The 14,177-nt window shown below is 36.5% G+C and carries 14 protein-coding genes and 1 other annotated feature (1 of these 15 running past the window's edge); of the genes, 6 read left to right on the plus strand and 8 right to left on the minus strand.

Annotation, left to right across the window (positions count from 1 at the left end):
* Positions 1-152: a binding site (T-box leader), on the minus strand; it reaches 89 nt to the left of the window's first position.
* The 4 genes from gltX to IGJ27_RS12265 form a co-directional block, all read right to left on the minus strand.
* The gene (gene gltX, locus IGJ27_RS12250; RefSeq protein ID WP_010720636.1) at positions 149-1,609 is read right to left on the minus strand and encodes a glutamate--tRNA ligase; all 1,461 of its coding nucleotides are present in this window, start codon (positions 1,607-1,609) and stop codon (positions 149-151) included. It overlaps the preceding feature by 4 nt.
* A gap of 216 nt (positions 1,610-1,825) precedes the next feature.
* On the minus strand, positions 1,826-2,986 hold the full coding sequence (locus IGJ27_RS12255) for a PIN/TRAM domain-containing protein (protein ID WP_010720637.1): 1,161 nt from the start codon (positions 2,984-2,986) through the stop codon (positions 1,826-1,828).
* A gap of 33 nt (positions 2,987-3,019) precedes the next feature.
* Positions 3,020-4,390: a DNA repair protein RadA gene (gene radA, locus IGJ27_RS12260; RefSeq protein ID WP_178306309.1), complete on the minus strand. Its 1,371-nt coding sequence runs from the start codon at positions 4,388-4,390 to the stop codon at positions 3,020-3,022.
* A 51-nt stretch (positions 4,391-4,441) separates the two neighbouring features.
* The gene (locus IGJ27_RS12265; protein ID WP_178306308.1) at positions 4,442-4,972 is read right to left on the minus strand and encodes a dUTP diphosphatase; all 531 of its coding nucleotides are present in this window, start codon (positions 4,970-4,972) and stop codon (positions 4,442-4,444) included.
* A gap of 201 nt (positions 4,973-5,173) precedes the next feature.
* Here IGJ27_RS12265 and proB point away from each other — a divergent pair, with 201 nt between their 5' ends.
* The 3 genes from proB to IGJ27_RS12280 all read left to right on the plus strand — a co-directional run bounded on the left by proB (position 5,174) and on the right by IGJ27_RS12280 (position 7,669).
* A complete protein-coding gene (gene proB / locus IGJ27_RS12270) occupies positions 5,174-5,980 on the plus strand; it encodes a glutamate 5-kinase (protein WP_010720640.1) in 807 nt (268 codons plus the stop codon).
* Complete coding sequence (locus tag IGJ27_RS12275; protein ID WP_034700060.1) at positions 5,977-7,221, plus strand: glutamate-5-semialdehyde dehydrogenase; 1,245 nt, start codon at positions 5,977-5,979, stop codon at positions 7,219-7,221. Before proB ends, IGJ27_RS12275 begins: the two co-directional genes overlap by 4 nt.
* A gap of 103 nt (positions 7,222-7,324) precedes the next feature.
* Positions 7,325-7,669 (plus strand): hypothetical protein, encoded by a 345-nt coding sequence (locus tag IGJ27_RS12280; RefSeq protein WP_010720642.1) that lies wholly within the window; start codon positions 7,325-7,327, stop codon positions 7,667-7,669.
* 88 nt (positions 7,670-7,757) lie between these two features.
* Here the strand turns inward: IGJ27_RS12280 and IGJ27_RS12285 are convergent, their stop codons facing one another.
* On the minus strand, positions 7,758-8,075 hold the full coding sequence (locus IGJ27_RS12285; protein WP_010737260.1) for a hypothetical protein: 318 nt from the start codon (positions 8,073-8,075) through the stop codon (positions 7,758-7,760).
* Positions 8,076-8,336: 261 nt separating this feature from the next.
* Positions 8,337-9,551: an MFS transporter gene (locus IGJ27_RS12290; RefSeq protein ID WP_053765955.1), complete on the minus strand. Its 1,215-nt coding sequence runs from the start codon at positions 9,549-9,551 to the stop codon at positions 8,337-8,339.
* A gap of 112 nt (positions 9,552-9,663) precedes the next feature.
* Between IGJ27_RS12290 and IGJ27_RS12295 the strand changes: the two genes are divergently transcribed.
* Entirely contained in the window at positions 9,664-10,179 is a 516-nt protein-coding gene (locus IGJ27_RS12295; protein ID WP_178306307.1) for a PadR family transcriptional regulator, read from the plus strand.
* A gap of 153 nt (positions 10,180-10,332) precedes the next feature.
* Here the strand turns inward: IGJ27_RS12295 and IGJ27_RS12300 are convergent, their stop codons facing one another.
* Together IGJ27_RS12300 and IGJ27_RS12305 are read right to left on the minus strand one after the other, a co-directional pair.
* The gene (locus tag IGJ27_RS12300; RefSeq protein WP_010720646.1) at positions 10,333-10,773 is read right to left on the minus strand and encodes a DUF2798 domain-containing protein; all 441 of its coding nucleotides are present in this window, start codon (positions 10,771-10,773) and stop codon (positions 10,333-10,335) included.
* Positions 10,774-11,216: 443 nt separating this feature from the next.
* Positions 11,217-12,065 carry an SDR family oxidoreductase gene (locus IGJ27_RS12305; RefSeq protein WP_178306306.1) on the minus strand — a complete coding sequence of 283 codons (849 nt, stop codon included), beginning with the start codon at positions 12,063-12,065 and terminating at the stop codon, positions 11,217-11,219.
* Positions 12,066-12,192: 127 nt separating this feature from the next.
* On the opposite strand from IGJ27_RS12305, the gene IGJ27_RS12310 reads away from it, so the two are divergent.
* Both IGJ27_RS12310 and IGJ27_RS12315 read left to right on the plus strand, forming a co-directional pair.
* Positions 12,193-12,660 carry an Rrf2 family transcriptional regulator gene (locus IGJ27_RS12310; protein WP_178306305.1) on the plus strand — a complete coding sequence of 156 codons (468 nt, stop codon included), beginning with the start codon at positions 12,193-12,195 and terminating at the stop codon, positions 12,658-12,660.
* A 156-nt stretch (positions 12,661-12,816) separates the two neighbouring features.
* Positions 12,817-14,049, plus strand: a complete 1,233-nt coding sequence (locus tag IGJ27_RS12315) for an SWIM zinc finger family protein (RefSeq protein ID WP_178306304.1) — start codon at positions 12,817-12,819, stop codon at positions 14,047-14,049.
* Positions 14,050-14,177 lie beyond the last annotated feature (128 nt).

Consider the following 14,177-nt stretch of genomic DNA (forward strand, 5'->3'; position numbering starts at 1 on the left):
CTACCTGAAATTCGTCACAAAGAGATGTGTCTATTTCACTCGCCGAAACCACTCCCAGAGGCATTTCAGTAAACATCGATCAGTGACTTCCACCGCCCGTCACCTCTCTTGAGATCAATGATTACTTACTTCTTTCTGTTCATCGTGTTTAGTTGATGACTTGATTTAAATGTGCTAATGATTTTTCACGACCAAGCAATTCGATCGTATCTGGTAATTCTGGTCCGTGCATTTGTCCTGAAACAGCTACTCGGATCGGCATGAAAAGATTTTTACCTTTAACGCCAGTTTCTTTTTGGACAGCTTTGATCGCTGCTTTTACGGTTGGGGCATCCACGACTTCCATTTGTTCTAGTTGTGCTTTAAACGCATTAAGAACAAGTGGAACAGTTTCGCCTGCTAATACTTCTTTAGCCGCATCGTTCAATACAGGATGTTCATTGAAGAATAAGGAAGAAGCTTCTACGATTTCAGCTGCGTAACTCATTTGTGGTTGATACAGACTAACGATTCTTTTGACCCATTCGATCGTTTTTTCATCAGGATTTTCTTGTACTCGACCGTCAGCGATCAAGTAAGGCAAGCACATGTCTGTTAACTTATCTAAATCCATTTCTTTCATGTAATGGTTATTCACCCATTGTAATTTCTTCGCATCGAAGGCTGCAGGTGATTTACTCAAACGATTTGGATCAAACATGTTGATCAATTCTTCTTGGTTGAAAATCTCGTCTTCGCCTACTGGTGACCAACCTAATAATGCAATAAAGTTGAACATTGCTTCTGGTAAGTAACCTAATTCACGATACTGTTCGATAAATTGTAAAATCGATTCATCACGTTTACTTAGTTTTTTCCCAGTTTCTGTATTGATGATCAATGTCATGTGACCGAATGTTGGTGGTGTCCAACCAAAAGCTTCATAGATCATCAATTGTTTAGGTGTATTTGCAATATGGTCATCCCCACGTAAGACATGAGTAATCTTCATCATATGATCATCTACAGCTACAGCAAAGTTATATGTTGGCATACCATCACGTTTTTGAATGACATAGTCGCCACCGATATTATCTGATTCAAAGGTGATATCCCCTTTGACCATATCTTTGAACGCATATTCCGTATTACGTGGTACACGGAATCGGATCACTGGTTCAATCCCTTGCGCTTCTTTTTCTGCTTGTTCTTCTGGTGTTAGATTTGCACAAGTACCCGCGTAATGAGGCATTTCTCCACGTGCACGTTGTTCTTCACGAGTTGCTTCTAACTCTTCTTCTGTACAGTAACATTTGTATGCCCGATTACTTGCAAGAAGTTGATCAATCAAAGGCTGATAAATTTCTTTTCTTTCAGATTGACGATAAGGACCATATTCTCCAGGATTTTCAGGAGATTCATCCCAATCGATACCTAACCAAGCCAAATTTTCCAATTGGCTCTTTTCACCATCTTCAATGTTTCGTTTTTGGTCTGTGTCCTCAATACGAATAATAAAGTCTCCATCGTTGTGGCGAGCAAATAGATAATTGAACAATGCTGTTCGAGCATTCCCAATATGTAAGTGCCCAGTTGGACTTGGTGCATAGCGTACGCGTACTTTCGTCATTTTCTTCCTCTTCTTTCAAACTAGACTTTAAAATATGAGACAAAACACGAAAAACATGTTCTGTTTTACATCCTCATATTTCTTAAAGGCTTTTTCATTAAAATGAAAGCCACTCAGCACAAATTTTACCTTTAATATGGGAAATAGTAAAGCCAACTGGTTGAATTTCCTTACCAGTTGGCTACTTTTTATACTCATATTCCGATTTTTCTTTCGTTAAGCATGTTTACTTTTTTCAGTTTCTTTTTTATTGTCTTTATTATCGATCCCACGACCTGCATGGGCTGGTTTTGCAAAAATCATCCGCCCGGCAGCTGTTTGTAAGGCACTTGTAACAACCACTTCGATATGTTCGTTCATATAATGCTGTCCATCTTCCACGACCACCATGGTGCCATCATCGAGATAAGCAACCCCTTGTTGACGTTCTGTTCCTGCTTTTACGACTAAAACATTCATGTTTTCACCTGGAATAACTACCGGTTTTACTGCATTCGCTAAAGCATTGATATTCAACACTGGTACATTTTGAAACTCTGAGACTTTATTTAAGTTATAATCATTTGTCACGATGACACCATCTAAAAGTTTCGCTAATTTGATCAATTTGCTGTCCACTTCAGTGATATCTTCAAAATCACCGTCATACATTTCAACAGAGATTCCTTCTTCTTTTTGCAAAGCATTGAGGATATCCAGCCCGCGGCGTCCGCGAACACGTTTTAGGCTATCGCCAGAATCAGCAATATACTGTAATTCATAAAGCACAAAATTCGGAATCATCAGTGTGCCTTCTAAAAAACCAGTTTTGGTGATGTCATAGATTCGTCCATCAATAATCACGCTAGTATCTAAGATCTTGTATTTATGAAAGTTCTCGCCTAATTTTCGTTCCAGTATTTGGCTCTCCACTTGACTAGGTGTTTCTTGTTCCACTTTCTTGTTTCTTGAACCAAAGATTTTTTTCCATTCATCGATTCGAGTGGTTCCCATCCTGAATCCTAAATAGCCTAAAATAACCATTAATAAGATGGGAAGAACACTATTTACAAACGGAATTTTCAAATTATATAGTGGCGTTGAAATAATTACACCTAAAGTTAGCCCGATAATCCCACCAATTGCACCAAACAATAGGTAAGTTAAACTAACCTCACTTAATTTTTCCTCAATTTGCTTGATAACCGCTGAGATATGTTTTGCCAATAGCAAAGACAATAAAAAGAAAATAAGTGCACCTAACAGGCTATTGGTAAATGTATTATTCAGCCATCCATTTGTTTGCTGACCAATTGTCTGCCAAGCCATTGGTAAAAAAGAAATACCTAAGCTGGCACCGACAATAATCATCAGCAAGGTGATGACACGTTTTTGCATACTCTTTCCTCCATTTCTTTAATTTTACTATTTTTAACGAAAGACACGTTTTAACGTTTCCGCCAAGGTAGCGACACCTACGACTTCAATGCCAGTCGGAGGATTCCACCCTCCTAGATTGTTCTTTGGCAAATAAACTTTTGTGAAACCCAGCTTTTGTACTTCTTTGACACGCTGTTCAATATGACTGACACGGCGAATTTCGCCCGTCAACCCGATTTCGCCAATAAAACATTCTGTCGGTTGTGTCCCTTTTTCTTTGTAACTGGAAGCAATACTCACAGCAATTGCTAAATCAATGGCTGGTTCATTTAATTTTACCCCACCTGCTGCTTTTAAGTAAGCATCTTGATTCTGCAACAGTAAGCCTGCTCGTTTTTCGAGAACTGCCATGATCAATGATACTCGGTTAAAATCTAAGCCAGTAGTGGTTCGTTTAGCATTTCCATACATTGTTGGTGTTACCAGTGCTTGGATTTCCACTAAAATTGGGCGGGTACCTTCCATCGCCACAACAATCGCTGAGCCTGTTGCTCCTTCTAATCGTTCTTCCAAAAAGATTTGGGAAGGATTCGCAACTTCTTCTAATCCATGTTCATGCATTTCAAATATACCAATTTCATTTGTTGAACCAAATCGATTCTTTACTGCTCTCAAAATACGAAAACTATGATGCTGTTCTCCTTCAAAATACAAAACAGTATCAACCATATGTTCAAGCATACGTGGACCCGCAATCGAGCCTTCTTTCGTTACATGTCCTACGATAAAAATCGCAATCCCATTTGTTTTCGCTATTTTCAACAACTCAGCGGTCGTTTCTCTCACTTGACTGACACTCCCTGCTACACTCGTAATATCAGGTTGTGCCATCGTTTGAATCGAATCAATGATCACATAATCTGGTGAAATCTGTTCGATGGCACGGCTAATTTCATTCATATCAGTTTCAGCATATAAGTAAAATTCTGTATTGATTGAGCCCAAACGCTCGGCACGTAATTTAATTTGTTCTGCACTTTCTTCTCCAGAAACATATAATACTTTCCCGCCGATATCAGCTAATTGTTGGGATACTTGTAAAAGTAATGTGGATTTACCGATGCCTGGATCGCCACCAATCAAAATCATTGACCCCGGAACTACGCCCCCGCCCAAAACTCGATTCAATTCATCTAATTTTGTTTTGACTCGTGGTTCCTTTTTAGGAATCACTTCTGCAATTTTCGTTGGTTTGGCTTTTTCTCCAGTCAAACTTGTTCGTGTTCTACGGTCAGTCGTATCTTGCTCGATTTCCTCGACCATCGTGTTCCATTTCCCGCAATTTGGGCAACGCCCTAAGAATTTAGGCGAAACATAACCACAATTTTGGCAAACAAACTGGACTTTCGCTTTTTTTGCCATTGTCCCGCCTCCTTTAAATAATTATTTTTGAATTAAATAAACCTTGAATGGTTATACATCTGATGAACCAAAGCCGCCTTTACGGGCCTGTTCTGTTTGGTCTTGATCTGCTTTTAAGAATGGCAAGAAAATTCCTTGTCCAATTCGCTCACCTTTTTTGATGACAACATCCTTCAAACCAAAATTAGTAAATTGGAACATGATATGCCCTTCATTTGCATCATTATTATAGTAATCACTATCAATGACACCTACTCCATTACTTAAAACTAAAAAACGCTTCAACGGATTACTTGAACGATTGGCTAACTGTAAAAATTCATCTTCTCCCATATAGGCTTTGATTCCAGTAGGAACAAGAACTGGTTTTAATTTTTTCTCGTCGACTGTTGTTTCTTCATTTTTCAATACCTCTGAAAGAGCTGTTATCCCTTGTTTTAATCCAGCTTTCCAAATACTTGGAATAACAATCTCTTCTGCCGCTTCAAAATCATATCCAGCAGCATGATGAGTTGCTCGTTGAGGTAATTGTATCTTTTGTTGTGCATATGTTGAAATAACTTCAAATCCTCTTTTTCTCACCGAATTTCCTCCCAAAATAGACTATATTTATTTTACCATATTCATGATACCAAAAGGACGACTTAAAAAATTCTTCATTAATTTATGTTAAGATGAATAAAATACTGCTGTCATAAAAAAATAAATTTTATACATGACTTTATGGTGTAAAACAAGTAGAATAGAACGAAATCAAAACGTGTATTTAGTTAGAGGTGTCACATGCGAAAAGAAGTTACAAAAGCCAAACGAATTGTTATTAAAGTGGGAACGAGTACTTTAATCTATCCCAATGGAAACATCAACCTCGCTGCGATTGATCAGCTTGCCTTTGTCTTGTCTGATCTTCGGAATCAAGGGAAAGAAGTCGTATTAGTTTCATCCGGCGCTGTTGGTGTCGGGATGCACAAAATGAATCAAGCTACACGCCCCACAACGATCCCGGAACAACAAGCAATCGCTGCGATCGGACAGGCAGAATTGATGAACATTTATAATCAACGTTTCAGTGTTTACAATCAGCAAACAGCTCAAATCCTCGTTACTCGGGATGTGATCGATTTTCCTCAAAGTCGAGTCAATGTGATCAACACACTTGAACAGTTATTAGCAATGGGAACCATCCCGATCGTTAATGAAAATGATACTGTAGCAGTCGATGAACTTGAACATACAACGAAATTTGGTGATAATGATCAACTATCTGCGATCGTTACAAAATTGATCACAGCAGATTTATTAATTGTTTTATCTGATATTGACGGATTTTATTCCGCCGATCCTTCAAAAAATCCAGACGCAAAGATGTATCAAACCGTTTCGGTCATTGACGAGTGTTTAATGGCACAAGCGGGTGGTGCTGGCAGCACCTTTGGAACAGGAGGAATGTCTAGTAAGTTACAAGCAGCATTACGTATTTTTGAAGCCAACAGTACAATGATCCTGGCAAACGGAAAAAATCCTACCATTATCTTCGATCTTTTAGCCGGTAAAGAACTTGGAACCTTATTTAAGGAGGAACACGTATGACTGATTTAAATCAACTTGGAAAAAATGCAAAACAAAGCGCCCAAACTCTTGCTTTGATGAGTACAGAACAGAAAAATGACCTTCTCAAACAGATGGCATTGATGCTCAAAAAAAATCAAGGAGCGATACTTGAAGCCAATCAGAAAGATTTAGAGCAAGCAACCGAAAATCAGATGAGCGAAACGATGCTTGACCGCTTACGATTAACGCCTGAGCGTATCCATGATATGGCTGAAGAAATCAGTAAAATCGCTTCATTAGAGGATCCAATTGGAAAAGTAGAACAAATGTGGAAGAATGCTGATGGGTTACTGATTGGAAAAAAACGTGTCCCACTTGGTGTCATCGGAATCATTTATGAATCTAGACCGAATGTGACGACTGATGCAGCCAGCTTGGCTTTTAAATCAGGAAATGCCGTTATTCTTAGAGGCGGAAAGGAAGCTTTCTTTTCCAATCAATTATTAGTGAAGCTTCTGCAACAAACGTTAACTGATGCTGGCCTGTCTCCTTACGCTGTTCAATTTGTGGACGATACATCTCATGAAACGGCTGCTGAATTAATGAAATTAACAGAGTACTTAGATGTGTTGATTCCTCGAGGCGGCGCAAATTTGATCAGAAGAGTGAAGGAACAAGCCACAGTCCCAATCATTGAGACTGGCACTGGTAACAATCATATTTATATCGATAAAGATGCTCAGTTGACCATGGCAACGAATATCATCGTCAATGCAAAAGCTTCTCGTCCATCTGTTTGTAATGCTGCAGAAACATTGTTGATCCATTCAGAGATCGCCCCTTTCTTTTTACCTGTTATTGAAAAAGCATTAGTAGAACATGGGGTTTCTCTACGTGCAGATACGCGTGCCATGGAATATTTAGAAACTGCAACCCTTGCAGAAAAAGCTGATTGGGATACGGAATATCTAGACTATATTCTGGCTGTGAAAGTCGTTGATTCTTTAGATGAAGCGATCGACCATATCAATCGCCATAATACAAAACATTCTGAAGCCATCGTTACGGATAGTTACCAAGCAAGCCAACGTTTCTTGAACGAAGTGGACGCCGCTGCGGTTTATGTGAATGCCTCAACTCGTTTTACTGACGGAGCTGTTTTTGGTTTTGGTGCTGAAATCGGTATTTCTACTCAGAAATTACATGCTCGAGGTCCGATGGGATTGAATGAACTGACCTCTACGAAATATATCATTTACGGCGAAGGTCAAATCCGCTAAAATGTTTCACACGAAACATTTTAGTCTTCACAATAAAAATATGACAAAATTTTTCTTTATTTTTTGATTCTTGAAAAGTTTTTTAGTTAGAAAGGTTACTTTTATGTTCGAAATTTTCACGATATTTTTAGTATACTTGATTTCTTTAAACATCGCTGCCTTTATAGGAGTGATGATTTTAGCCACTTTTTTCCAAATAAAAAAAAGAAATTTTAATCCCACTCAGGAAAAATGGCAAGTTTATCTTCAAAAAATTGGTCCTAAAGGCATTGTTCAAAGGCTACATGTTAGTTATATGCTCGCTTTAGGCATTTTAGCTGTGATCAATTACAATCTAGCGTTCCACCATTCGATTGCTTATACGATCACTTTATTGATTGCCGGGATTTTCCATTTGTCTTTCAAATATCAATTAAACAAAAATAACTTACCCAAGCGCTTTAACTAGAATGCCTCATAACTACAATGATTGAAATAAGCTATTATCGACTAAAAGAAACGCATTTAGCGTAACTTTAAGTCGATAATAGCTTATTTTAGCCAAGATGATCTTCATTATCGTTAGAAAAAATAGCAAACCCATCGAATGTCTCACCATCATAATATCTTAACAATTCTTCTGTCGACAGATTCATTGTTTTTTCTTTTTCTATTTCCATATCTGTAAGTAGTTGTTCACGATAGGCTTGATACATACTCGCTAGTTTCTGGTGCATGATTTTTCGAGATTCTCCTGTCGCATTGATTACAGGCAGCTCTTTTAGATAACCACCATAAACGGGTCGATCATCCACCAACTCGATGGGAAGTTCAACCAACGTGATACCTACTTCTTTGAAATATTCTTCAATCATCGCTTTTCCTCACTTTTTACTGGCTGTGTCTTATTCTCATCATAACATGATTTATGACAAAAACAGTGTATTCATTGACCTTTTTCGTTGAAACACATGTTAAAAATAAATCCTCTCACGATACCAGTTACCAGAACTGTAGATCGAACGTCACAAATAACAGAAAAAAAACCTTGAAACACAGTATGTGAAATTCAAGGTTTTATTGATTCATCATTAACTATTTTTTCGGTTTTTATTCTTTCTTTCAAAACCTCATTTTTATTGATCTTCATCTGTTACAAAATAATTTTGATGATGAATAATACAAAAGACACTAATTACGACAATGATCGCAGCAAAATAAAAAGCATAACTTTCACCTAGTTTTTCGCCAATGATCCCTGCAATAAATGGCGCTAATGCCCCACCAAAGAAACGAACAAAGCTATAACTTGAAGAAGCCACATTTCTTGGTAAACCTGGTATCTCCATAGCAATCGTTGTCAATAATGTATTGATGATCCCCTGGAAAAAACCTGAAAGTACAATGCTGATTGGCACTAAAATTTGGATAGTTGAACCGGCACCTAGTAACGCCAAACAAATAATAAAGAAAACAAACGCTGCTAAAATCGTTCGGTAAGTAGTGAATTTTTGTTCTAGTACTGGTGCGACAAAAATCGAAGCAATTGCTAATAAAACGCCCCAACCAAAGAAAACAAAACCGACCTCTAATTCACTATACCCCACTAATAAGAATGGTGCATAGGCAAGTAACGTAAAGAAACCAAAATTATATAATAAGGCAATCAAACCAATTGAACGCAATTTGTGATTACTTAATGCCTTGACCCCTTCCCAAAAACCAACCTTCCTTTGTGGTTTTCCTGCCTCTGGAAGAAGGATTGCCAATGCTAAAAAGCCAATAAACATCAACGTAGCTACTCCATAAAAAGGATACCGCCACGAGCCACTTCCTAGTATACCACCAACTAATGGTCCAACAGCCATCCCACAGCCTAGTGCTGCTTCATACATCATAATAGCTTTTTCAGTGTTCCCCACTAAAATACTTACAATAGTCGCAAGTGCTGTTGAAACAAATAAAGCATTCCCTACACCCCAACCAGCACGCAATCCGATCAATGTACCAATATCATTGGATAATCCACCTAAGCCAGCAAATACAACAATAATAACCAAACCTGCCATCAATGTTTTTTTCAAACCAATTCGACTCGATAAAAAACCTGTAAACAACATCACTACTCCCGTTACCAACATGTAGCTCGTAAATAATAATGTCGTTTGGGCAGGTGTTGCATCTAATTGAGCAGCAATCGTTTTTAAAATGGGATCTACTAAGCCGACTCCCATAAATGCAAACATACAAGTCGCAGCGACTACTAACGCTGAATTCTTTCCTTTACTTTGTTCCTGTCCTTTCTCTGTTAGTTCTTCTTTGATTTCTATTTGATTCTCCAAATTCCCCATTCCTTTCTCTATCTAGCATCATACATGATTTATTTTACATGTCAATATGCACATGTAAAAACAAAAATAAAAAATATGCTATAATAAGAGAAAATCAGTCAGGAGGTATCGTATGAATACTTTAGCCTATATCTTATTATGCGTTCTTTTGTCTAAACCTCGTTCCGGTTATGAACTAAAACAATTAATCACCATTTTCTGGGAAGCTCACCACAGTCAGATTTACACGACACTGGCTAAATTAGACCAGAAAGGTTATATTTCTGTCATGGAAATCGAAGAACATTCGCAGAAAAAAATTTATACCCTTACCAATGAAGGAAAAGCGATCGTAGAAGAATGGATCAAAGAAGAGACCCCTGCTCCTACTCAAAAAGATGAATTTTTAGCCAAACTGTACGCTTTTTCTACCTTAGATAAAACAACAGCGACGGGTCTTTTATTTACAAGAGAACAACAATTAAACAAAATCATGCAAAAAAACCAATCAAAACTAGCAGATCTTTCAGTAAATAAAAAAGAAGAATTTGGACGTTATGTCGTTATTCAACGAAGAATTTTACTTTGCCAGCAAGAACTACAATGGTGTACACAGGTTCGTGAAATGATGCAAACATTTTTTGATTAATTGTTCTTAAAAAAAAGAGCATGTGACTGAAGTAGCTCATTCAAAAAATAAACGAAACTTCCTAATAAGCGTATACGCAATTTTAGGCAAGTTCTTTTATCTCTTGATGCTATACAAGTCGCATCCTCTTTTTTTATAATCTAAAAGATCTTTTTAGTTTTGGATCGTGCTTAATACCAATCGAGAGATGGGACCTACGATTAGTAATTGCAAAGGCAATGCAACAATCACATTCATTTTCCATGCAGTAAGGTACGCTGAAAGTAATTGGTCAGGTATTCCCTGCTCAATCACAACACCAAACAACGACATACAGGTAACCATTCCTAAGACCATCAGACAAGAAATCGTTACGATCATTTGAAATTTACTTTCTGAATTTACTGGCAACTTGAAAGCTATTTTTTTCGCAATCACACCAACAATAAAGACATCTAGAATAAAAGCCACGATGAATCCTGGAACTAAACCAATCAATAGATTTGAAAAATATAAATCCCCATGAAGCCAGAGATTATACACACTCATTCCTAAGACCATGAGAAAACACATTAGTGATGTAAAAATAATTCCTTCTTTTTTGTTTGTAGGCAACTATACCACTCCTTTAAATTTGTCACGAAAAGTATCGTAGCATATTTCTCATTTTCTCGTAAGTGTTTTTTTTATTACATTCAAAAAAGTCAATCTTCTACTTATCACTTAAATGCAAAAAAAGAGCCTGATCCCAGACTCTTTAAATAGGTGTGAAAACGAATAAACAGTGTTCAACCAGCTACTCTTTGAAATAAGTCCGAATTTTTCAAACCAAAAAACTGGTTCCAAAAAATCTTTCTTAAGGTTATCAGAGCTAAACGATGCTTCACGACCTTTTGTTCACGGTTTTCACTGACTAAATTTTCAGCAATAAACTCAATAAGAAACAGTAAGCAGGTAAGTGTCAACCGTAAAAACCTTATTTTTATACTTCTTGTCACTTGCGAGAATTTACCCTTGTTTCATAAAATTAATAACGTTGTCTCAACCGCTTTTTACAACTAGTGATTCAACAATTCTTCTAGTCCATCTTTTAAAGAGACAAGTGGATGTCCCAAAGCTTGTTCAAAATCTTTTGAGGAAACATCGAGTTGATTATTCTTGATATCTTTTTGAATAGCTGCAAACATTTGTGCAGCAGATTCAGGATAACCAGCCTCCTCTAAATTTTTGATGAACTCATGATCATTGGTAGCCACGATATCAATAGGTTTGCCTGTCACTTCTTTTAATTCTTTAGCTAGTTCTTTATACGTAATCGGTTGACCCGATAATTCAAGAACTTCTGGAAAGTTCAAGTTCGCTAGTGCTTTTGCTGCAACTTCGGCATATTCTCGTTTTAATGCCCAGCCAGTTTTACCTTCACCTGCTGAATAAATAAAGCGCCCATTCTTTAAGGCAAGTTCAATGAGTGGCCATTCATTTTCTAAGTACCAATTATTACGTAAAAAAGTATGTGCGATTCCAGAATCAGCAATTACTTTCTCTGTAAACTGATGATCTGGCGCTAGAATACTGGTCGAGTGATCGGCATCAGCAAAACTAGTATAAGCAATGTAAGAAACACCAGTTGCTTTTGCGGCCTTCACAACATTTTCATGCTCAGCTTGCCGATTACCAGGTGCACCAGACACAAACAACAAGCGATCAATTCCCTGTAAGGCATTTTTCATAGAAGAATAATCAGCATAATCTCCGAAACGGACATTCCAACCCTTTTCTTCAAGTGTTTTCCCCTTTTCTTCATTCCGCGCCAACACATAGATATTTTCCTGAGGAACGAGCTGTTTTAAGTACTCCATAGCATAGTTACCAAAACCACCAGTTGCTCCAGTAATGAGATAATTCATTCTAACCACTCCTTTTTTCACATTGATAAATTTTTTAAATAAAACCTGTACATTTTTAAGTTACAACATTATCTTAAAGAGTATGTTAAAATAAGTCAAGAATAAACGTCGAAAGGAATGGGATAGTATGAAATATTCTTTACAATTGAGCGATGCGATCCACATCTTAGCCTACATAGCAATTTTTCAAGATAGCGATATGTTATCTAGTGAGATGATTGCGAAAAGTATTGAAACCAGTGCAGCTAATGTCCGTAAAATCATGAGCCGACTAAAAAAAGCGAATTTGATTATTACGCAAGTCGGAAAAGCTGCACCTTCTTTAGCTCGTTCTCCTGAAAAAATTTCACTTTTAGATATTTATAAAAGTATTGAAGGAAATACTAATCTCATTCAAGTGGATCCGAAAACAAACCCAAATTGTATCGTTGGTGCGAATATTCAAGAAACATTGACGGCAAGCTATACCCAACTCCAAGCAAAAGTAGAGGAAGAAATGTCACATATCACGTTAGACTCTTTGATACACAAAATTGCTGTATTAGAAATTGAAAAACGCCCTCACAATCACGAAAGAATAAAAAAATTTCTTTAAACAACAATTGGTAATTATTTTACTATAAAAAATATACCTAAAAATAGCCATTTATATTAAAATTAAATAACTTACGTATCAACAAAAAAATACTGTTTTTCATTCATTTATCCGTTAAACTTATTAAGTAAGAATTAATATAAAGGAGGAGATTAGGTGAACAACTGGAAAGAATATTTTTTAGAAACTACAATAGATTTAGGATACTCCTATTTTATTGGGGAACAGGTAAAAAACTTTAAGGTTAAGCAAAAACAGATTATTGCCAACATTACTAGTAATGAAAACTATCATGCAATCATTGACCTCGTTGACCACTTTTATTTAGAAAAAATGGTTTGTAGCTGCCCCTGCTTATCGAACGATCATTGTCCCCATTTAGTAGCCGTTTTATTCGAATACAATAAATACTTACAAAAGAAAGATGCAAATAACAGCGCATATTTGGTTTCCTACGCGGAAGATTCACAAATCCGTCCTTTTTTAAAGATGATTTTAAAGGAAAATGACCACTTAGCAAAACGTTTTCAACAATATATTTATTCAGATGCTTCTTTTGATATTAATAAATATCAAGCATACTATGAGAAACAATCTGCTTCCTCGTTGAAGAAAGAACCCGCAGACAAAAAAAGAGGATTGAAAAAAAAGAAACAAATTTTATCTGTTAAACAAATGGAGTACTTAAACTATTCCAAGCAAAAAATTCAACATACTATCCAAGAAAACTGGCACTCCCCTACTATCAGGACACAATATGTTAATTACTTACTTAAAAATAGAATATACAAAGAAGCAGAAAAAGTATTACAGGAGAGTCTGCTTTTGGATCGTCAATCTCCTGATCTCGTTCAACTTCATCGTTATTCTCTAAAAAAACTCTATTATAAATTAGGAAAAAAAGAAGCATACATAAATCAAGTTTTTAAGTTATTGATTGAGAATGATGCATTAGATATGAATCTAGTTCACCAATTGAAAAAAACTTGTTCAAAAGATGAATGGATATCGTTGCGAAACCGTTTGTTCCAAGAATTACATAATCATCAAGACATTGGCTTACTTTATTCACAGGAAAAATGCTATGATCTATTATTGAATCGTGTGTTAGAGACCTCTGGAATCAAAGAAGCTAATCGTTATTTCAATATTTTAAAAAAACAGACTCCCGAAGCACTATTACAGAAATATGAATATGAATTGCGGAAAATAGCCCACACTATGACTACTCGGAATCATTATCATAAACTGGTGAGATATATTGAAGAAATGGCTACTTTACCAAACAGCATGATCTCAGTTCAATTGTTGATCAAAGAATTAAAAGAAAAATACCCGCGAAAAAAAGCAATGATCCAAGAATTAAAATTACTCGAAAAAAAAATGTAACTATTTATTATGCCAACGTTATTTACGAGTGATCCTGAGTTTTTTGCCAAAGACAGAAAAAAACGCTTTAAACTTCAATAATAAGAAGAAGTTTTCAAAAAAATTACCGTTAAGAGTCTGGGACAAAA

The organism is Enterococcus sp. DIV1726a (assembly GCF_051710985.1).
Classification (GTDB): Bacteria; Bacillota; Bacilli; order Lactobacillales; family Enterococcaceae; genus Enterococcus_B; species Enterococcus_B hirae.